The 19,860-nt window shown below is 58.2% G+C and carries 19 protein-coding genes, 1 tRNA gene and 1 pseudogene; 14 read left to right on the plus strand and 7 right to left on the minus strand.

Annotated features, from left to right (window positions below):
* Nucleotides 1-13 precede the first annotated feature (13 nt).
* Nucleotides 14-643 (minus strand): TMEM165/GDT1 family protein, encoded by a 630-nt coding sequence (locus GFS31_RS01460; protein ID WP_198806551.1) that lies wholly within the window; start codon nucleotides 641-643, stop codon nucleotides 14-16.
* 698 nt (nucleotides 644-1,341) lie between these two features.
* Between GFS31_RS01460 and GFS31_RS01465 the strand changes: the two genes are divergently transcribed.
* A complete protein-coding gene (locus GFS31_RS01465; RefSeq protein WP_198806552.1) occupies nucleotides 1,342-1,509 on the plus strand; it encodes a hypothetical protein in 168 nt (55 codons plus the stop codon).
* A 12-nt stretch (nucleotides 1,510-1,521) separates the two neighbouring features.
* Entirely contained in the window at nucleotides 1,522-3,654 is a 2,133-nt protein-coding gene (locus GFS31_RS01470) for a putative bifunctional diguanylate cyclase/phosphodiesterase (RefSeq protein WP_198806553.1), read from the plus strand.
* Here GFS31_RS01470 and GFS31_RS01475 read toward each other — a convergent pair.
* Entirely contained in the window at nucleotides 3,651-4,340 is a 690-nt protein-coding gene (locus GFS31_RS01475; protein WP_198806554.1) for an SDR family oxidoreductase, read from the minus strand. The two genes, GFS31_RS01470 and GFS31_RS01475, sit on opposite strands and share 4 nt — an antisense overlap.
* A gap of 362 nt (nucleotides 4,341-4,702) precedes the next feature.
* Between GFS31_RS01475 and GFS31_RS01480 the strand changes: the two genes are divergently transcribed.
* The 7 genes from GFS31_RS01480 to GFS31_RS01510 all read left to right on the plus strand — a co-directional run bounded on the left by GFS31_RS01480 (nucleotide 4,703) and on the right by GFS31_RS01510 (nucleotide 11,956).
* Entirely contained in the window at nucleotides 4,703-5,875 is a 1,173-nt protein-coding gene (locus GFS31_RS01480) for a transaldolase (protein ID WP_198806555.1), read from the plus strand.
* 94 nt (nucleotides 5,876-5,969) lie between these two features.
* A complete protein-coding gene (locus tag GFS31_RS01485) occupies nucleotides 5,970-6,116 on the plus strand; it encodes a hypothetical protein (protein WP_198806556.1) in 147 nt (48 codons plus the stop codon).
* 63 nt (nucleotides 6,117-6,179) lie between these two features.
* Nucleotides 6,180-6,614, plus strand: coding sequence for a response regulator (locus GFS31_RS01490; protein WP_198806557.1), 435 nt, complete (start codon nucleotides 6,180-6,182; stop codon nucleotides 6,612-6,614).
* 425 nt (nucleotides 6,615-7,039) lie between these two features.
* A complete protein-coding gene (locus tag GFS31_RS01495; RefSeq protein ID WP_198806558.1) occupies nucleotides 7,040-9,349 on the plus strand; it encodes a sensor histidine kinase in 2,310 nt (769 codons plus the stop codon).
* Complete coding sequence (locus tag GFS31_RS01500) at nucleotides 9,303-9,749, plus strand: response regulator (RefSeq protein WP_198806559.1); 447 nt, start codon at nucleotides 9,303-9,305, stop codon at nucleotides 9,747-9,749. The genes GFS31_RS01495 and GFS31_RS01500 overlap by 47 nt, the downstream gene beginning before the upstream one ends.
* On the plus strand, nucleotides 9,710-11,737 hold the full coding sequence (locus tag GFS31_RS01505; protein WP_225907526.1) for a response regulator: 2,028 nt from the start codon (nucleotides 9,710-9,712) through the stop codon (nucleotides 11,735-11,737). Before GFS31_RS01500 ends, GFS31_RS01505 begins: the two co-directional genes overlap by 40 nt.
* Before the next feature lie 147 nt (nucleotides 11,738-11,884).
* Nucleotides 11,885-11,956: transfer RNA gene (locus GFS31_RS01510), tRNA-Gln, on the plus strand.
* Between the two features lie 3 nt (nucleotides 11,957-11,959).
* Here the strand turns inward: GFS31_RS01510 and GFS31_RS01515 are convergent.
* Entirely contained in the window at nucleotides 11,960-12,205 is a 246-nt protein-coding gene (locus GFS31_RS01515) for a gas vesicle protein GvpG (protein ID WP_198806560.1), read from the minus strand.
* Nucleotides 12,206-12,534: 329 nt separating this feature from the next.
* Between GFS31_RS01515 and GFS31_RS01520 the strand changes: the two genes are divergently transcribed.
* The 3 genes from GFS31_RS01520 (at nucleotide 12,535) to GFS31_RS01530 (ending at nucleotide 15,401) form a co-directional block, all read left to right on the plus strand.
* Nucleotides 12,535-13,908 carry a metallophosphoesterase family protein gene (locus GFS31_RS01520; RefSeq protein ID WP_225907527.1) on the plus strand — a complete coding sequence of 458 codons (1,374 nt, stop codon included), beginning with the start codon at nucleotides 12,535-12,537 and terminating at the stop codon, nucleotides 13,906-13,908.
* Between the two features lie 130 nt (nucleotides 13,909-14,038).
* Nucleotides 14,039-14,605, plus strand: a complete 567-nt coding sequence (locus GFS31_RS01525; protein WP_198806561.1) for a Uma2 family endonuclease — start codon at nucleotides 14,039-14,041, stop codon at nucleotides 14,603-14,605.
* 16 nt (nucleotides 14,606-14,621) lie between these two features.
* Nucleotides 14,622-15,401, plus strand: a complete 780-nt coding sequence (locus GFS31_RS01530) for a carbonic anhydrase (RefSeq protein ID WP_225907528.1) — start codon at nucleotides 14,622-14,624, stop codon at nucleotides 15,399-15,401.
* Between the two features lie 40 nt (nucleotides 15,402-15,441).
* Here GFS31_RS01530 and GFS31_RS01535 read toward each other — a convergent pair whose 3' ends face one another.
* Nucleotides 15,442-16,230, minus strand: a complete 789-nt coding sequence (locus GFS31_RS01535) for a fumarylacetoacetate hydrolase family protein (protein WP_198806562.1) — start codon at nucleotides 16,228-16,230, stop codon at nucleotides 15,442-15,444.
* 152 nt (nucleotides 16,231-16,382) lie between these two features.
* Between GFS31_RS01535 and rpsF the strand changes: the two genes are divergently transcribed.
* Both rpsF and GFS31_RS01545 read left to right on the plus strand, forming a co-directional pair.
* Nucleotides 16,383-16,718 carry a 30S ribosomal protein S6 gene (rpsF, locus tag GFS31_RS01540; RefSeq protein WP_198806563.1) on the plus strand — a complete coding sequence of 112 codons (336 nt, stop codon included), beginning with the start codon at nucleotides 16,383-16,385 and terminating at the stop codon, nucleotides 16,716-16,718.
* 330 nt (nucleotides 16,719-17,048) lie between these two features.
* Nucleotides 17,049-17,609, plus strand: coding sequence for an Npun_F5560 family protein (locus GFS31_RS01545; protein WP_317135058.1), 561 nt, complete (start codon nucleotides 17,049-17,051; stop codon nucleotides 17,607-17,609).
* 74 nt (nucleotides 17,610-17,683) lie between these two features.
* Here GFS31_RS01545 and GFS31_RS01550 read toward each other — a convergent pair whose 3' ends face one another.
* The 3 genes and pseudogenes from GFS31_RS01550 to GFS31_RS01560 all read right to left on the minus strand — a co-directional run.
* On the minus strand, nucleotides 17,684-18,895 hold the full coding sequence (locus GFS31_RS01550; RefSeq protein ID WP_225907529.1) for an NAD(P)/FAD-dependent oxidoreductase: 1,212 nt from the start codon (nucleotides 18,893-18,895) through the stop codon (nucleotides 17,684-17,686).
* An 8-nt stretch (nucleotides 18,896-18,903) separates the two neighbouring features.
* Nucleotides 18,904-19,557, minus strand: coding sequence for an HAS-barrel domain-containing protein (locus GFS31_RS01555; RefSeq protein ID WP_198806564.1), 654 nt, complete (start codon nucleotides 19,555-19,557; stop codon nucleotides 18,904-18,906).
* Between the two features lie 6 nt (nucleotides 19,558-19,563).
* A pseudogene (locus GFS31_RS01560) lies at nucleotides 19,564-19,758 on the minus strand (NAD(P)H dehydrogenase subunit NdhS); the annotation flags it as partial.
* Between the last annotated feature and the right edge of the window lie 102 nt (nucleotides 19,759-19,860).

The raw sequence follows: 19,860 nt of genomic DNA on the forward strand, positions 1-19,860 counted from the left end.
ACGGAGCAGCGGGCTAGGGCCCAAACCGCTCGATGGCCGCAACAATGCCAAACGCAATAAACAGAGCACCGCCCACCAGCATCAACCAACGCTCTGAAATCCGCCCTGCTACCAGTTTGCCGCAGGCCACCGCAATGGCCGCACAGATAGCATGGCCTAGGGTGGCCCCTAGCACCACTCCAATGGGATGTTGCGCCGCCGCGAGGGCAATAGTAGCCAGTTGGGTGCGGTCTCCCCACTCTGCCACAAAGGTTAGGCTAAAGGCTTCTATGACGATAGCTTGGGGAGTCCGTGCGGCTGTGGCTTGTTCACGCTTTTCGACCGCTTCTAGGGCTTCAATTTGTTCATCTTCAAGGCTACCTGGCCCTTTCATGGCGAGGCCATCGTAGAAGAGTTTAAAGCCAAACCCCAGGAAGAGAGCCACGGTCAACCCATTGACGATCCTAGGGGGAAAAAAGGTCGCAACTTGGCCAATCGCTACGGATAATGTCGTCATAACAAATAGAGCCATCGTCACCCCTAGAAACACCCAGCGACGAGGGTGACGGGTGGCTAAGATCATACCGATGAAGAAAGTTTTATCCCCAATTTCCGACAGGGTGATTAGCAGCAAAGCAGCGGTAAAGCCAGTCAATGGGTTCATGGTTTTCTCCTAGTTTAACTAGGATACCATGCTCTATTTTGGGCACATATCTCGCCAATAAAATAATTTTTCACTGAGCATTGATGGCCGTTATAATTCATTTTCTATTCATTTTTGAAATGACGGTGAAGAAGGGTTGATACCGTCTTAGGTAGGTTGTTTTTCGGTCTCTCTTTTTAGTGCGATGGGGTGCGGTTAGCGCAATGGGGTAGGGCAGCAGGGGGAGAACTCAGCCAGGATCAATCCGCCGCGTGGTGAGCCGTCCCTAGCGATCAAGCCCCACGCTATCAAGGGGTAGAACGCCCACGAGGCGGAACCCGCAACTGGGGGCAGATGATGGCGTCGGGCTAGACTTGGGGTCAGCTCAGGATCGTCAGGGTTGCTGGCTCACGTGGGCAACCGCATTAACGGGAGCGTGGGGCGTGGGGGCGGTGACACGGACACCAAGTCTGATGGTGTGGGCTGAGGCAGCGGTGGAAGGCAACCCCGACGACGAATAGCTCACCTACGCGATCTGCGGCGGGGCAACACCACCAATCCGGTGGATCGTGGCCCACCATGGAGAGGAGGCCCTGCAACGGTGGCAAGAGATGCGCCCCCGGCCCGTTGTGGTGATGCTGGATTGCAAACTGCCTAAGGTTGACGGCCTAGAGGTCTTGCGGTAACTCCGTAGCTGGGAAGCCCTGCGCCCACAGCCCATGGTTGTACTCACATCTTCCCGCGAAGAGCGTGATATTTTCAACAATTACCATCTGGGAGCCCACAGCTACGTATGCAAGCCTGTATCCATGGACGACTTTGCCACCGCCATCGAGCGGCTGGGGGTGTATTGGACTCGGATGAATCAGGCTAGTTCTACCCTCTGAATCTCGTCAGCTATGAACACTGCCGCTACTGCCCTCCGCGTCTTAATTATCGAAGATTCCGATGATGACGCCGTACTGCTGCTGCGCGAACTGAAGTGGGCAAGATTTGATCCCCAGTGGCAGCAGGTACAAACCGCCGACGAATTGGAGAAGGCGCTTCAGAGTCAACCCTGGGATGTGGTGTTATCAGACTATAAGCTGTCCCACTTCAGTGCCCCCGCCGCCCTAGATCTCCTCAAGCAGAGCGGTCAAGATATCCCCTTTATTGTGGTGTCGGGCACCGTGGGCGAAGCCACCGCCGTGGCGCTAATGCGGGCCGGAGCCTGCGACTATGTGATGAAGGACAACCTTTCGCGTTTGGGAGAAGCGGTGCGACGGGAAATCCGCGATGCCCAGGATCGCCGAGAGCACCAGCAAGCCCAGACCGACCTAGAGCGCACCTGCGAACTGCTGCAACTGGCCATCGAGGGATCGGGTATAGGTCTGTGGAACTGGCACATCCCCAGCGGCGCAATGTGGATCAATGATCAGTGCTTGCACCTGCTGGGCTATGGGGGCCACCCCCACCCACCTACCACCATCCAAGACTGGCAACAGGCCATTCATCCCCAGGATCGCCCCCGGTACGATGAGTCGCTGGCGGCTCACGTTGCCGGACGCTGCCCTACCCACGACTGTGAAATCCGACTGCGCCATCGCCAGGGCTACTGGGTTTGGGTACTCAATCGAGGGCGGGTGGTGGAGTGGGATGCCGACGGCCAACCCCTACGGGTGAGCGGCACCCTCACCGACATTACCGAACGCAAACAGGCGGAAGAGGAACGCCACCAAGCCGCCGCCCAAATTCTCCACAACAGCCTCCATGATGCCCTGACTGGGTTGCCCAATCGCACCTTCCTCAAGCAGCGCCTCGAACTGGCCCTCCAGCGTTCCCGCCGCTACCCCCAGGCTCAGTTTGCGGTGCTGTTTTTGGATCTCGATCACTTCAAGGTGATCAACGACAGCCTCGGCCACCTGGCGGGGGATGCCATCCTCGTGACTGTGGCCCATACCCTCCAGGCCATGGTGCGTGCCAGTGATATGGCGGCGCGGCTAGGGGGCGACGAATTTGTCTTGCTGCTGGAGGATATAGCCAGTTTGCAGGAGGTGAAAGCTATGGCGGAGCGGCTGCTGGCAGAACTGCAACAGCCCTTTATGGTTCAGGGCCGCAAAGTATTCCTCAACGCCAGCCTAGGTATTGTCACCAGTTTGGCCCATTACCAAGATGCCTCCGAACCCCTGCGCGATGCAGACATTGCCATGTATCGCGCCAAGGCACGGGGGCGAGGCTGTTTCGTTATTTTTGATGCCTCAATGCGGCAGCAAGTTCTAGATCGTCTCCAGCTTGAGCAGGATTTGCGGCAGGCTATTGACCACCAGGAATTGGTGTTGTACTACCAGCCCATCCTACGACTGGCGACGGGCCAAATCTGCGGTTTTGAGGTGCTCGTCCGTTGGCATCACCCCCAACGGGGGCTATTGCTGCCCGTCGAGTTTATCCCCATTGCCGAGGAAACCGGGTTAATCGCGTCCCTAGATCGCTGGGTGTTAGACAAGGGCCTACAACAACTGGCCACCTGGCAGCGCCACTACCCCAACTTTGCCCACCTCACTCTCAGCTTCAACGTCTCTAGCCAAGACCTGTGGCGCGATGACCTGATCCCCCACCTGCAAGCGCTCTTTGCCCAGTCGGCCCTGTCGCCCTGCTGCCTCAACCTCGAAATTCCCGAAAGTATGCTGATTCAAAATATCCAGGCCATGGCCCTGCAACTCCAGCAACTGCGAGACCTGGGCCTTAGCCTTACCATTGATGACTTTGGCACGGGCTACTCCTCCCTCAGCTACCTGCACCAACTTCCGGTTAGCGCCCTCAAAATTGACCGCACCTTTGTCTCCACCATGGAAGCCCATGGCCCCAGCGCCAACATTGTAGAGACCCTGATTACCCTCAGCAATCGCCTGGGCCTAGAGGCGGTGGCCGAAGGGGTGGAAACCCAAGCCCAAAACCAACACCTGAAGCACCTCGGCTGCGAACTTGCCCAGGGCCATTGGTTTACCCATCCTCTCCCTGCTGCCGCCGCCGAACGCTGGCTGATGGCCTCCTAGGACAAACTGCCCGGAACTGAGAGGGATCGGCCATTGTCCTGGGGTTTGAGGTTGAGGATGAAAGGCAGGGCGGCCTTGACCCACTGGGCGATGGGGGTAAAGCTTGCCGCCGCTTCGCCGTAGCAGGTTTCTAGCATATCGGTGTGGATGATGCCGGGATTGAGGGCCACTGCGGCCATCCCGGGGGGAAGCTCCTGGGCAAAGGCTTGGGTGAGTCCTTCGATGGCCCACTTCGTCGCGCAGTAGGGGGCAAATTCTGGCGAGGTGGATCGGCCCCAGCCGGAGCTATAGTTCACAAAAATGCCGCTGCCCCGTTGAATCATCGCGGGGGCAAAGCTTCTCAGCACGTTCACCGTGCCCACCAGGTTCACCGCCACCACCGCCTCAAATTCTGCTGCGGGCACCTGCCACAGCGGCGCAGGGGTGTTCACCAGTCCGGCATTATTGAGCACCAAATCTGGTACGCCCATCTGATCGAGCACCGCCGTGCTCCAGGTTTGTACCGCTGCGGCATTGCTAATGTCTACCGCCGTGAAATGGTGGTCAGGGTATTGATCGGCCAAGGCATTGACAGCTTCAGCCCCCCGCGCACAGCCCGCCACTTGGTGGCCCTCGGCGATCAGAGCCTCCGCCAGCGCCCGTCCTAGCCCTCGGCTTGCCCCCGTAATCACCACCCGCTTACCCATGGTTGTCGTTGCCTCTTTGCCACCACAATGCCCCTATTTTCCCACATTCAGCCCTGGAGATAGAGCGGCTTAGGTGGGGGCCAGCGACGCTAAATCTGGCTGAGGCCTTGGCTATTGGAGGCCGCTGTAGGCCCAAGCCACCCGCCCCCACAGAGCCCCTCGGCCAAGGATGACTCTACCCTCCTCCCAGGCGGCTTGCTTCAAACGTTAAGAAAACCCGCAGAGATGGGAGCAGATCCACCGTAGAAAAAGTGGCTATGGCATCCTAGTGGCGTTCATCGGACGGTCACAACGGCTCAAACCGCTGTGATTACAATAATGAGGACATCCGCCCAACCCGCGTACCATTCCAGGAGAACACCATGGCCAGCCTTTTAGAGCAGCTTCGGCAAGTCACCATTGTGGTGGCCGACACCGGAGACATCCAAGCCATCGAAAAATTTACGCCCCGCGATGCCACCACCAACCCTTCGCTGATTACGGCGGCGGCGCAGATGCCCCAGTATCACCAAATTGTGGATGAGACCCTGCTCAAGGCCAAGGCCGATGCCGGGTCTGGGGCGTCGGATAAGGACATTGCCAACCTCGCCTTTAACCGACTGGCGGTGTCCTTTGGTCAGCGGATTCTCGATATTATCCCCGGTCGGGTGTCTACAGAAGTCGATGCGCGGCTCTCCTACGACACCGAGGCCACCCTGGCCACCGCCCGCCACATTATCGACCAGTACGACAAGCTGGGCATTGGCCCGGATCGGGTGCTGATTAAAATTGCCTCCACCTGGGAGGGCATCAAAGCCGCCGAGGTGTTGGAAAAAGAAGGGATTCACTGCAACCTGACCCTGCTGTTTGGCCTGCACCAAGCCATTGCCTGCGCCGAAGCCGGGGTAACGCTAATTTCTCCGTTTGTGGGTCGTATCTTAGACTGGTATAAAAAGGAGACCGGGCGCGAAGCCTATGCCCCCCAGGAAGATCCTGGCGTGGTGTCGGTAACGCAGATTTACAACTACTACAAAAAGTTTGGCTACGCCACCGAAGTGATGGGAGCCAGCTTCCGCAACATTGGTGAAATTACCGAACTGGCGGGCTGCGACTTGCTGACCATTTCGCCCCAGTTGTTAGCCCAGCTCGAAGGCACCGAGGCCGACCTACCCCGCAAGCTGGATCCAACCCAGGCGGCGACCCTGGACATCGAAAAAATCCCCATGGATGAGGCCACTTTCCGCACCATGCACGAGGCCGACCGCATGGCCAAGGAAAAGCTAGATGAAGGCATCAAGGGCTTTAGCAAGGCGCTGGAAACCCTGGAAGACTTCCTGGCGACCCGGCTGACGCAGCTCACCCAGGGCGAAATCATGATCACCCACGCCCGCGATGACCTGTTCAAAGCCTACGACCTCGATGGCGACGGCTTCATCACCCGCGAGGAATGGCTGGGCACCGATGCGGTGTTTGATGCCCTCGACTCCGACCACGATGGCAAGCTCTCCATCCACGAAATCGGCGTGGGCCTAGGGGCGGCGTTCCAACTGGCCTAGGGCAAAATATCCTAGAGGAAAACATCCTAGAGGATGGGGGGAATCGCACGTCCAGGGTGACAGCCACAGCGTAATCCCTGGCCAAATCCACCGTGTGCCCCCCTCTATCCTGCCCCAGGAGCTATCCCGGTTGTTTGGCGGTGTGTCCGTCATTCCCTTGGCTGGCAAACACACCACCGAAGGTTATAACTTTCCGCAGAATGCGCTAAAAGCCGGAATTATGGCCTATGGTGCAGGCTAAGGGGCTGCTGGCGTTCGCAAGGTGGCGGACAGCCCAAGGCGGTAAAGCGTGAGGCCGAATACCATGCAGGATGACTCGCTAGAGCGCTTGATTGTGTTGATTGATCACCACGCCGACCAAGTGGAAACCGTGCGGCAGGTGTTGACGGATAAGCCTGATCAATATCGCCTGCAGGTGATGGAGAGTGGTGCATCGGCCCTAGACTGGTTGCAGTCTACCGCCGCCGCACCAGGGCAGCGCCCAGACCTAATTTTGCTGGATCTCAATTTGCCCGATCAGGCCAGTCTGGACGTTCTCACAACCCTCAAGGGTGATCCCAACCTGCGCCGCATTCCGGTGATTGTGCTGTCTGACTCGGAGCAGACGGATGATGTTTTTCAGAGCTATTTCAACCAGGGCAACTGCTACGTGGTCAAAAATGCGAATCCGTCGCAGTTAGCGACCACCATTCAAAACATTGAAAGCTTTTGGTTAGAGATTGTGACCTTACCCAGCTAAAGATTGAAAGCTTTGGGCTAGGGATTGTGGCTGTGCTCAGCTAACAGAATTTTTGGGCGCAAGGAATTATTAACTTTCAACACGTTTTGTCGCAATATATCACAGGCAAATTTCAAACCGTAAGCTTCTATTTTGTTTAACAATTCCTGCTCTAGTCCTCTGGGCATCTGCGATATGCTGCTAAGTAGAGCGCATCGCTCTTTAGGACTAGGCTGGGTGAGATATTATACCCAATTGACCTTGAAAAGCCCTGATTCCTAGCTCAGCAGTCCCTAGGAATGAGGCTTCTCCCTTGCCTTGGCAATGGGGTCTACGAAGGCTAATCATTTAGCCCATTGTCAAGATTGTCTTCCCAGGATTGCATTAAAGAAACAGCCCCAACATCACCGATACATCGCCCCTTTCCTGTTTAGGAGCCTGCCACCATGGTTAATGTTAAGTTTGAACAAGACTATCGGCTGACGGCGCTTAAACAGCCGGACATCAATTCCCTGACCCAAGTGCAGCCCCATGGGGTGTTGCTGGTGCTGAATGAGGCGGACTTAACCGTGGTTCAGGTCAGCCAAAATACCCGTGAAGCCTTTGGTTTGCCCGTGGATGAAGTGCTGGGCAAAACCCTAGATGAACTGCTGGATGATTACCAGGTGGATCAGTTCCGGGCGGGGCTGTATGGCGAAACGCTGGACGTGATGAACCCCACCAAAATTTGGGTGCGGCGGCGCGGCGATGACTATGGTGTGTACGATGCCGTGTTCCATCGCAACGGGGCCGGATTTTTGATTTTGGAACTGGAACCTGCCCTCAATAACGACAACATTCCCTTCCTGAGTTTCTATCACCTCGCCCGGACATCCATTGGTCAGCTTGAGGCCGGATCGGCCAGTCTGGCAGACTTTTGCCGCATCATCGTCCACGAAGTACGCCAGGTGACGGGCTTTGATCGGGTGATGCTGTACAAGTTCGACGACGACGGCCACGGGGAAGTTTTAGCGGAAGAAAAACTGGAGGAGATGGAGTCCTATTTGGGGCTGCATTTCCCAGAATCCGATGTGCCTGCTCCGGCCCGCAAAATGTTTTTATCGAACTGGATTCGGGTGATTCCCAACGCCAGCGCCGAGCCTGTGGATTTGGTGCCAGCGGTGAATCCCGTTACCCAACAGCCGACGGATTTGGTGATGTCGATTTTGCGGCAGCCCTACCACTGCCACATTGAATATTTGCACCACATGAATGTGGAGGCTTCGCTGACCATTTCTTTGATGAAGGATCAAAAACTGTGGGGGCTAATTGCCTGTCACCACAAGACGCCGAAGTATGTGCCCTACGAACTGCGGAAGGCGTGTGAATTCCTCGGTCGAGTGATTTTCTCTGAAATTTCGACCCTGGAAGAAGAGGCGGATCAGAGCTATCAACTGCACCTGGCGGCGGTGCAAACGGCCCTGATTGACCAAATGGCCCAGGAAGATTATTTCATTGATGGTCTGGTGCGGCGCGACCCCAACCTGCTGGATTTGGTGGGGGCCAAGGGCGCAGCCATCTGTTTTGGTGGCCAGTGGACAACCCTAGGCCGCACGCCACCGGAGGAGGAACTGAACTACCTGGTGCAGTGGTTGGGCAAGGCCGTCCACGACGAAATCTACGTCACCAACGCCCTGCCGCTAGAGTATTCCGAGGCCCAGCGGTTTAAGGATGTGGCCAGCGGGCTGATTGCCATCCCCATTTCCAAGCGCAGCTATGTGCTGTGGTTCCGGCCAGAGGTGATTCAAACCGTGAACTGGGGCGGCAACCCCAACGAAGCCTATACCCTCATGGGCGAGGCGGAAAATCAGTGGCTGTGCCCCCGCAAATCCTTTGAACTGTGGAAGGAAACGGTGAGTCTGCGGTCGTTGCCGTGGCAGGGGGTGGAGGTAAAAGCCGCCCTGGAACTGCGGAAGGCCATCGTTAATATCGTGCTGCGGCAGGCGGAAGAATTGGCCCTGCTGGCGACGGATTTAGAGCGCTCCAACGCGGAACTGAAGAAATTTGCCTACGTGGCCTCCCACGATTTGCAGGAACCCCTGAACCAGGTGGCCAACTTTGTGCAGCTTTTGGAAATGCGCTACGACACCAAACTGGACGAGGACGGCAAGGAATTCATCGGCTTTGCGGTGGAAGGGGTGAGCCTGATGCAAACCCTAATCGACGATGTGCTGACCTACAGCAAGGTGGATTTGCAGGGCATTGAGTGGCAGTTGACCAATGTGCAAGACTCCCTCGACCAAGCCCTGGGCAACCTGCGGGGGCGCATCGCCGAAACCGGAGCGGTGATTACCGTCGATCCCCTACCCACTATCGTGGCGGACGGCACCCAGTTGATGCAGCTCTTCCAAAACCTGATTGGCAATGCGATTAAGTTCCGCAAGCCGGAGGGCACCCCCCACATTCACATTGGGGTGCAGCGCCAGGAAGAGCAGTGGTTGTTCTCGGTGGCCGACGACGGCATCGGTTTTGAGCCCCAGTTTGCCGAGCGCATTTTCGTGATTTTCCAACGCCTCCACACCCGCGACGAATACGCCGGATCGGGCATGGGGCTGGCCATTTGCAAGAAAATCATCGAGTGCCACCGAGGGCGCATTTGGGTAGAGGCCGCTCCCGACCAAGGGGCCACCTTCTACTTCGCTATTCCCGTTGAAGGACGTGATCGCAGCCATGGCAACGGACGCAAAGCCAAAAACTATCTTTTTAGTCGAGGATAATCGGGGCGATATTCGCCTAATCCAAGAAGCCCTAAAAAGCACCGCCGTCCCCTGCGATATTGTGATTGCGCGGGACGGCATGGAGGCCATGGCCTACCTCCAGCGCCAGGGGGAGTTTGCCGACGCGATTTCCCCGGACTTAATTCTGCTGGATTTAAACCTGCCGAAAAAAGACGGACGGGAGGTACTCGCGGAAATCAAAGCTAGCGACACCCTGCGGCATATTCCCATCATCGTGCTCACCACCTCGCGCAACGAGGAAGACATTTACAAAAGCTATGATTTACACGTCAACTGCTACATTTCCAAGTCCCGCAACTTAGCCCAACTGTTCAAAATTGTTCAGGGAATTGAGGCATTTTGGCTAGAAACCGCGACATTACCGCCGAACACCCCCTAAATCTGGCCACGGTGAAGGTGCTGTTGATTGAAGACGACCTGGCCGAAGCCCGATTTTTGCAGGAAGTGCTGAAGGGCACCCCCCGCCGCCATTTTCAGCTCTGCCACGCCAAGCGCCTAGGGGAGGCGATCTTGCGCCTTCAGGAACAGTCCTTCGACGTGGCTTTGCTTGATTTGACCCTACCCGATAGCAGCGGATTGGATTCCCTGGATCTCCTCCTCCAGGAATCCCCCAGCCTGCCCGTGGTGGTACTCACTAACACTAACGATAACGAACTCGCCGTCCGTGCTGTCCGGCGGGGTGCCCAGGATTACCTGCTGAAGCGATCTCTCCAGCAGGAAGTGTTGGTGCGGGCCTTGTTCTATGCCATCGAGCGGCAGCGGGCCGAGGATGCCCTGCGGGAAGCCAACGAAGTGCTGGAAGACCGAGTCCGGGAGCGCACCGCCGAACTGGAAACCGCCAACCAACACCTGCGCCAGGAAGTGGAAGAACGCCAGCGCATCCAAGAACGCCTCACCCTAGCCCAGGACGCCGCCGCCATGGGCACCTTTGAGTGGGCCTTGGCCGACCTGCCCTGTCTCACCCAGCCCGACTTTATTTGTCAAAGCAGTCGCTGTCCCCTGCCCTGGGTGATCCATGCCGACGACCGCAACCCCGTGGCCCAAGAGCTTCGGCAATCGGTGCGGGCCGGACGAGGGCTAGATACGGAATTTCGGATCCAAGAGGGTGACAGCATCCGCTGGATGGCCATCAAAAGCACCCTCCTCTACAACGACCAAGGCCAGCCCGACCGCCTGCTGGGCATCCACATGGACATCACCGACAAAAAACAAATGGAGGCCCAGTTTTTGCGCTCCCAGCGCCTGGAGAGCTTGGGCACCCTGGCCAGCGGCATCGCCCACGACCTCAACAACATTCTGACGCCGATCCTCCTCGTCGTTCAACTGCTGCCGCTGAAACTGGGTAATTTAGATCCCTGGGTAGACAACAAACTCAAAATCCTCGAAACCAGCGCCCAGCGGGGGGCCGACATGGTGAAGCAAATCCTCACCTTTGCCCGTGGCCTAGAGGGCAAGCGCACCGATTTGCGGGTCAATCATTTGCTCCTCGACATTCGCAAGCTGATGCAGCAAACCCTACCCAAATCCATTGATATTTATGTGGATGTGCCCGATGACCTCTGGGCCGTCAGCGGCGACGCCACCCAACTGCACCAAGTGCTGATGAACCTCTGCGTCAATGCCCGCGATGCCATGCCCGATGGCGGCGTGCTGCAAATTACCGCCCACAACCTCACGGTTGATGCCACCAGTGCCCAGCCTCATCCCCAGGCTCGTCCTGGCCCCTACATTGTGGTGATGGTCACGGATACGGGCACGGGGATTGCCCCCGCCATCCTCAACCGCATTTTCGACCCCTTCTTTACCACCAAGGAACTCGGTAAAGGCACCGGACTGGGCCTTTCGGCGGTGCTGGGCATTGTAGAAAGCCACGGCGGCTTCATCGACGTTCACAGCGAAGTTCACCAAGGGAGCCAGTTCTGCCTCTACCTGCCCGCCATTCCCGCCTCCGCCACGCCCACCCCCGTCGCCAGTGCCCCCCTGGATGGCCACCAGGCAACTATCCTCGTGATTGATGACGAACCCAGCATTTGCGAAGTAATCAAGTCCATGCTGGAAGCCCATAACTACCAGGTTATCTTGGCCTACGATGCCCCCAGCGCCTTTTTTCTCCTTGCCGAACACCAGACGCGCATCGCCGCCATCCTCACCGATATTATGATGCCCACCCTAGACGGTCTCACGGCCCTGCCCATGCTGCGACGCATCAACCCTACGGTGCCCATCATTGCCATGAGCGGCCTTACCTTGGCCGAAGTGCCTCCCGCTGAGCCCAGTGGTTTTCAAGGATTCCTCCTCAAGCCCTTCACCCACCAAGACCTACTCCAGCAACTTCAGACCCTTCATCTCACCCCATCCCAAAGCTAAGGCTAGGCCAGGAACAGCCTGGGTGGGCAGCGTCGTGGGGGTTGGTGCTAGCCCTAACATCATGCAGGCACCCTGGCCAGAATGGAACCTCAAAAAAGGCTTGACATTGAGCGGGATAAACCTGCTATATTACGAAAGGCAACGCAATGGGGTGTCGCCAAGCGGTAAGGCAGCGGGTTTTGGTCCCGCCATTCCTAGGTTCGAATCCTAGCACCCCAGTTCTTAATCTTCATCCTCTTCCTCATCTTCCAAGGCTTGCAGCGCCAGCAGGATTTCTTCCTCTTGGATCATAAACTCCTCCTCTGGAATTTCCCCCATATCAAAGGAAAGCTGAAGGGCAAGGAGCTGCTTCTGCAAGCTTTCGGCATCATTGGTGGAAATATCCGCCTGTTCCAGCACCTTGTCGGCAATCCAGGCGACGCCTTCAATGGGGCCAAGCACCGGGGCGAACAGCAATTTCAACAGCATGGCAAAGGACGCAGCATCACAGTAAGCCGATTGTAGTAGCCCATTCAGCGAAATCGTAGGGTGAGGGCTTAGGTTGGTCTATACAAGGCAGGACAGATCGCTCTTCGCTAAAGCCGAGCCTTGGCCCAGGTATCGTCTCATCAAATTCTGGCCCCTGCGCTCCCCCAAAGGAACAGCCTGTGGGGTAAGTTAATCCGTGGGATAGTTCCCTGATTCGATACGGGGCTGCAACCCAACCCCATGCAATCCGACCTGCCTCACCCTGACCCCACTGAATCGCCTCGGCTCCACCCGATACGATTTAGCCCGCCCCGATTTACCTCGACACCATGCGTCCCACGTTTTCCCGTCCGATGTCTCCCCACGTCCAACGCTTTGTCACGGGTCTTAGCCTGGGGCTGATCTTGGCGATTTGTTTGGCCTGTTCCCAGCGGGTGCTGCTGTCGGCGGATCCAGCCATGCCTGGGATGGGGCCAACGGCGGAGGTCAGATCCAATGCAGCCCGTGAGGGGGGATCGGCCATAGATGGGGTCGCAGACCAGGGGGCATCGGCGGATAGTTCTGTTTCTGATGCTGCGTTAACAGAAGCCCCGGTGCTGTCGGCGGCGGCCCAGGCCGTCATCGCCAGCGCTGGGCCAGAGGGGCTGTATAACCCGCCCCGCAAGGATGTGCGCCTGGTGGTGTTCAGCGACCTCAACAGCGCCTATGGTTCTACCGACTACGACCCCGAAGTGGATAAGGCCGTTGCCCTAGTGCCCTTTTGGCAACCCGATGCGGTGGTGTGCAGCGGCGATATGGTGGCGGGCCAACAGCGAACCCTCACGGTGGATCAAATCAACGCCATGTGGCAAGCCTTTGATGACCATGTGGCCGCTCCTCTGCGGGACATGGGCGTTCCCTACGGCTTTACCCTGGGCAACCACGATGCTTCTGCCGCCCGCAACTCCAGCGGTCAGTTTATTTTTCAGCAAGAGCGTGACCTGGCCTCGGCCTACTGGAATACTCCCGCCCACGATCCAGGGGTGAACTTCATCGACCGCACGGATTTTCCTTTCTTCTACACCTTCGAGCAAAACGGGGTGTTTTTTATGGCTTGGGATGGCTCCTCTAGCCAAATTCCTGCCGACAAATTGGCCTGGGTGGAAGCCGCCCTCTCCAGCGAAGCGGCCCAATCCGCCAAGGCCCGTATGGTGCTGAGCCACCTGCCCCTCTACGGTGTGGCCCAGCGGCGCGACCAACCGGGGGAAGTGCTGGCCAATGCGCCCCAACTTCAGGCCATCCTCGAACGCCACAACGTCCACACCCTGATCAGCGGCCACCAGCACGCCTACTACCCCGCCCACCGAGGCAATCTGCAACTGCTCCATGCGGGGTTGCTGGGCTCTGGCCCCCGTGCGTTGATTGACGGCAGCGCAGCTCCCTGGAAAGCCCTCACCGTCATCGACATCGACTTTGCCGATCCAGCCCTAACGACCTACACCACCTACGACATCACCACTCTGCGCCGAGTCGATGACACCACCCTGCCCCGCTTTTTGGTGAGCCACAACGGCCTGATTTTGCGGCGCGATGTGCAATACAGCGACCTCACCCCCGCCGATAAAGCCCGCTGTCAGCAGCGCCTCAGTGCCGACCAATGTGTGGCAGGCCGCTCCACTCCCATCCTCGCCACTTGGCCCCAGCGACCCACCTACGCCGCCTAGTTTAAGGGGTGAGAATCCCAGTGGCATGGCCTAACCCGCAAATTTCGACGATGCAAGCAGAAACCGGGGTTCTGTCCCAAAGGAGGCTAAGACACCCTCTACAATGGCTGTAACGCGCTTTCCTTGGCCCATGGTACAAACCCCTGCCAAAACCATGACCCTCGCCGAGTTTCTGCAACAGCCAGAGACCAAGCCCGCTTGCGAGTACATCGACGGTCAAATTATCCAGAAACCCATGCCCCAAGGACAACACAGCCGCCTTCAACAAAAGCTAGTCGGTACTATCAATGCCGCCACTGAGGATGCCCGTGTTGCTCTAGCGCTACCCGAATTACGCTGTACCTTCGGGGGCCGATCCATCATTCCCGATGTGGCGGTCTTTCGTTGGCAGCGGTTGCCCACCCACGACGATGGCACCATGGCCAATACGTTTAACGCCGCCCCAGATTGGACAATCGAAATTCTTAGCCCAGAACAATCCTCAACGCGGGTGATCAGCAATATTGTGCACTGCCTAAACCATGGCGGGCTGGGGGGCTGGCTCATCGACCCTAGCGAAAATTTGGTGCAGGTTTTCTTGCCAAATCAACACCCCGCCTCCCTAGAAGACCCTGACAACACGCTCACCCTGCCAGACCTAACACCAGATTTAACCCTCACCGTGGGACAGGTATTTGGCTGGCTGCGGGTGGGCTAACCCTAGGGGCTGCACTATGGAACGCCGTCGAGTTTTGCAGGTGCTCGCCCTAGGCAGTGCCGGAACCGCCCTGGGATTAGGGGCAACATCGCTATACCAGGCTACGGCCAGAGCAGACGGACACCAATGGAGCTATGGAGGCGACACTGGCCCCGACCATTGGGGAGAACTTTCCCCAGAGTTTCAGGTCTGCGGCTTGGGCCGAGAACAGTCTCCCATCGACCTCAACCACGCCATTCCTGATGACCTCAGCCCCCTCACCCTGGCCTATCAGCCCGTACCGCTGAAGCTGCTCAACAACGGCCATACCATTCAGGTCATCATCGGCGGCAGCAACACCCTAGAACTTGATGGGAAACCCTATACCCTGAAGCAGTTCCATTTCCACCATCCCAGCGAACACACCCTGGCCGGGGCCGCTTTCCCTATGGAACTTCACCTTGTCCATACCCAGGCCGATGGCAGCATTGTCGTCCTAGGCGTGTTCATCCAGGCAGGGGCGGAACATCCGGCGCTGCAAGCCATTTGGGACGCTATGCCCACCCACGCCAGCGAGGTGCTGGCCATGCCCAACACCGCCATCAACCCCAGCGACCTACTGCCCAGCGGAGGCCACACCTTCCGCTATTGGGGCTCCCTCACCACACCGCCCTGCTCGGAACGGGTGGCTTGGCTAGTGTTCCAAACGCCGATAGAAGCCTCTAGGGCGCAAATAGAACAGTTCAGCACGCTATTTCCCCCCAATGCTCGCCCTGTACAGCCCCGTCGCCGTCGTGCTCTGCTGGAGTTGCCCTAGGGGCCTGGGGATGGCCCAGGGATCTTCCTAGGGCAGAATGCTAGTTGCTCAGGGAGACGCGGGTATCGACCACGTTTTCTAGGGCACCGATGCCTTCAATTTCTACCCGCACCCGGTCGCCTGGGGTGAGGGGGCCAATGCCAGCGGGGGTGCCCGTGAGGATGACATCGCCGGGAAGCAACGTCATGATGTCGCTGATGTAGGCCACCAACTGACCGGGATTGAAAATCATGGCTTCAATGGAGGCAGACTGCACCGGGTCGGGCCTGTCGTTCAAAAAGGTCTGGATGCGGGCCGCCGAGCTAATTTCGCGCACAATCCAGGGGCCGAGGGGGCAGAAGGAATCAAAGCCTTTTGACCGAGTCCATTGGCCATCGCGCTGCTGCAAATCGCGGGCGGTGACGTCGTTGGCGATGGTGTAGCCCCAAATTTTGGTTTGGGCGTTCTCTAGGGAGACCTGGGCGCAGCGTTCGCCGATGATCAGCGCGAGTTCGCCCTCATAGTCTACCTGCTGGGCCTGGGGTGGATAGTAGATCGTGGAGCCAGAGGAGGTAACGGCGGTGGAGGGCTTGAGAAATAGCAGGGGCTCTGCGGGGGGCGCGGTGCCCATTTCGGCGGCGTGATCCGCATAGTTTTGACCGACAGCCACGATCTTGGAGGGTGCACAGGGAGCCAAAATGGTGTACTGCGCGGGGAGGAGCTCGGCCTCGGTGGGTTGTCCCTGGAGCCAGGGTGGCGCATCCAACACCTGTATACGGCGATCTGGATGAAGCAATCCGTAGTGGAGTTGCCCAAGGTGGGACTGAACTCTAACGTAGCGCTGCGCCATAATACTTGCTAAATCTTGGTATGATTGTAGATCCTTGTCTTTACGCTAGCCGCAAGACTCCTACCCCTAGGTAACTCCTCAGGTGGTGATTAGGGGGAAATAGAGGCTGTTTTCAAGGGTGTAAAGGCCATTTTTGTCCATAAGGAGCCTCCATGAAATCATACATGTACGAAACCATGTACATTCTGCGTCCCGACCTCAATGATGAGGTGGTAGACGCCACCATCGGTAAATATCAAACCATGCTCAAGGATCAGGGCGGGTCTATTCTAGAAACCCAGCACCGGGGCAAGCGTCGTCTAGCCTACGAAATTGACCGCAACCGGGAAGGGATTTACATCCAAATGAACTACACTGGCCCCGGCGAAATGGTTGCTCCCCTAGAGCGAGCCATGCGCCTTAGCGACGATGTGATCCGCTTCCTCACCGTGAAGCAGGAAACCGAAGCCGCTGTAGCCGCAGCTGACGCCGACGCCGACGCCGAGTAGGCCCCGTTCTTCGGCCGTTAAGCCTGAGATCAAAGGCGTTCACGGTCATCGAGGCCAGGACTGCCCCGGCCCCTTGCCAGCGCATATGAGTGCCCTCGTCTCCCATGGGAAACGGGGGCACGTTTGCTAAGGCTGGGGCGATCAGACTTTTTTGAGACAAGTGTGTCAGTTTTGACTAGAGGTGCTACATTATCAGCAATTTGGCCCGGTCTTGGCCCGTGCTTTGGCCCATGGCCAGGGGAGTGAGATGGCCCCATGGCGAGGGCTACTCTGGTGAGAGGCAAGACCATTGCCAGGACATGGGATCGTTAGTTGGATGGGAGTAGTCTTGTGGCGCAGTCTCCGTACACCGATATGAATGAACAACAGGCCGAAGTGGCGCGCCTGACCGCCGAGCTAGAGATTCGCGATCAGCTCGTGCAGCAGCTTTCCCAAGAGCTTTTTCGGCTGGTGAAGGGAAATGCCGGGTTTATGCCCAGCCCAGAGGTTTCTGAACAACACCAGGCCGAGGTGCGTGCCCTGCGGGATCAACTGCGGGGGGTGGAAAAGCAAATTGACTTCTACCAAGGTGAACTGGAAGAACGGGATGCTGAGGTGCTGCAACTGCGCCAAACCGTCCAGGAGTTGACCGACCGCTCGCGGATGCTGGAGCAGGTGGTGCAAGAACTGCCGACGGTGTATCGCCAAAAATTCTCGGAACGCCTCACCCCTGTGAAGCAGCGGGTGGCTGAACTCCAGCGGGAAAACCGCCAGCTCCAGGCCGAGTTGCAGAGCGTCACCTATCGCCTCGCCATGCGCACCCGCCGCAGCCAGCGCCTAGAACTGCCCAGCCTCAGTGCCGAGGGCACCCTAGAGGGCGGCATTGCCCTACCCTCCTTCGGTAGCGCCTAGGCCAATCTCGACCTCAGGTGGGTTCGCTGGAGTTCGGTGACTTTAGCCAGGATCGCGCTAACCCATCGTCAGGATCAACCTAGGGACGGTTCTTCCCGGCTGGGCTCCGTCAGAAAGCGGTCTGGGCGCAGAGCGTTCAGCAGTTGGTCGGGCTGTCCGGTGGCGGCTTGGGCAAACCGCTGGGCAATGGGCGGCAAATAGACAAACGGCCCATTGAAGCCCGCCATCACCTCCAACCCTTCCAGGCCGGGTAGAGAACCGACCAAAGGCAGGCCATCACGGCTGAAACTCACGGGGCAGCGGTGCCAGTGGCCCGGTAGGGTGCTGAGACTAGGCAAAATTCCGGCTAGGGTATGGCGCAGATTTTGGATGCTGGCGCTGGTGTCGGCGGGGCCGTCTAGATCGGTGAGGGTGCGGCTAATTTGGCCCAAACAAAAATGGTGATCCTGGAACTGAATCGCGCCCCCGTCGATGATGGAGGGCGTCACTTCATGGCCCGGTTCATCCCAGAGATTGTCCACCTCTGGGCGGCTGGCTTGGGCTTCCAGGTCCAGGCGCTGGGTGACGGCGGGCATCACGAGGGCGCGTAGGGTAATCTCTGGTGTGGGCAGGGTTTCAATCACCTCGGCCTGGGTGTAGTAGAGGGGCACCTTCAGCCCTGCCGTAGCGAGGAGCTGGCGACTAAAGGCCCCCGATGCCACCAGCACCCGATGGGCCGGATAGGCTTGTTCGGTGGTGAGCAGACCCGTCACCCGATCCTGAACCCGCACCAGGCCCGTGACCTGGGCAATGAGCCGAGTTCCCCCCAGGCGATGGAAGGCTTGATTGTAGGCCGCCACCACCGCCACCGGGGAAACATGGCCATGGCGCACGGTAAAGGCTCCGGCCACCGCAGGGCCAGTGAGCAGGGGTTCGCGCTCCTGGGCCTCGGCACGGCTGATGAACTGGGGCGGCACCGCAAATTGGGCATAGTGAGCCGCGAGAACCTGGGGGTCGTCCTCCGGGGCCACAGTCAGCAGTAGATCCAGCTCGCGAAATTGGGTGTTGGCTCCTAGTTCCTCTGACAGTTGGCGGTGCTTAGCAATGCCCTCTTGGCAGAGGGTGCGGGTAAGGGCTGAGGTGCCCGACCAGTAGGGAATGCCGCCATAGCTGTAGCGGGTGGCGCTATCGGGATCTAGGCGCTGATCAACGAGCAGCACGGATAGCCCCTGGCGAGCGAGTTCATAGCTGGCGGCTGCGCCCACCAGGCCATTGCCAACGACAATCCAATCAAAGGTTTGCATCATCCAGTCTTTTAGGCATGAATTTGGCTGAGGATCAGGCGAAGGCGGTCATAGTCATCCTTCAGCAGGGTGCTGAGGGTGCGTCCGGCCTGCACCAGCCAATCGCGATCTAGTTTACGAAGATGGTAGCCCTGGCGCACCACCGCCGCCACCAAGCTATCCACCGGAGCCTGGGTGAGGCTGAGGAGGGCACGCAGAAAATCTAACTGCTCGGTAAAGGCTAGCACGGCCTCGGCGGGGCAGCGATAAACCGCCTGGTGCACCTGGGGCGGACGGGGAGGCAAATATTGAAATATCGGCCCGGTGGGTTCTCCGGCCAAGTTGGGAGCCTGAAACCCCATAATGGCCACCCGAAACTCGGTCTTCAGCATGGCAAAAATCTGGGGCTGCTGCTGCCGCAATTCCTCTAAGGACAGCCCCAGCGCCCGCGCCCGATGCACCGAATCAATGGGGCTGGTGGTGGCATGGTAGACCACCCCATAGATGCGGTTGCCCGATTCTTCGTCTTGGGAGATGACCCAACTGCCAAACTCTGGCATCACCGGGAAACTGAGACCGTCGGGGTCAAAACACTGGGCCAAAAATTCGGTGGTCGAGGTTTCAATCACCTCCGCCAGGTGATCGGGCGGGCGGGGTGGGGCCGATGAGGACAGGGGCAACCGCATAGGAGGTTAGCCGCGCCGCTGGCCGGGGCCGACGGGGGCCAGTTCGTCGAGGTTGAAGGTCACGAGTTTGTCCCAGTTGCCGCCCTCAAACAGCACGGCCACCTTGCCGTCGGTAATCCGCTGTACTAAGCCCTGAAAGCCGTAGTAGGTATCGTTGACGTTCGTCACCGTCACGGGAGCACCGGGGAAAATCATAGTCACCTATCCTCAATCCTGTGTCCCTTCAGTCTAAGCCAAGGATTCACCCGAATTACGGGTGTCTTCCCATAAACCTTTGCCCAGGGTTGAAATAGAGCCCGACCG

This window comes from Leptolyngbya sp. BL0902 (assembly GCF_016403105.1).
GTDB lineage: Bacteria > Cyanobacteriota > Cyanobacteriia > Phormidesmidales > Phormidesmidaceae > Nodosilinea.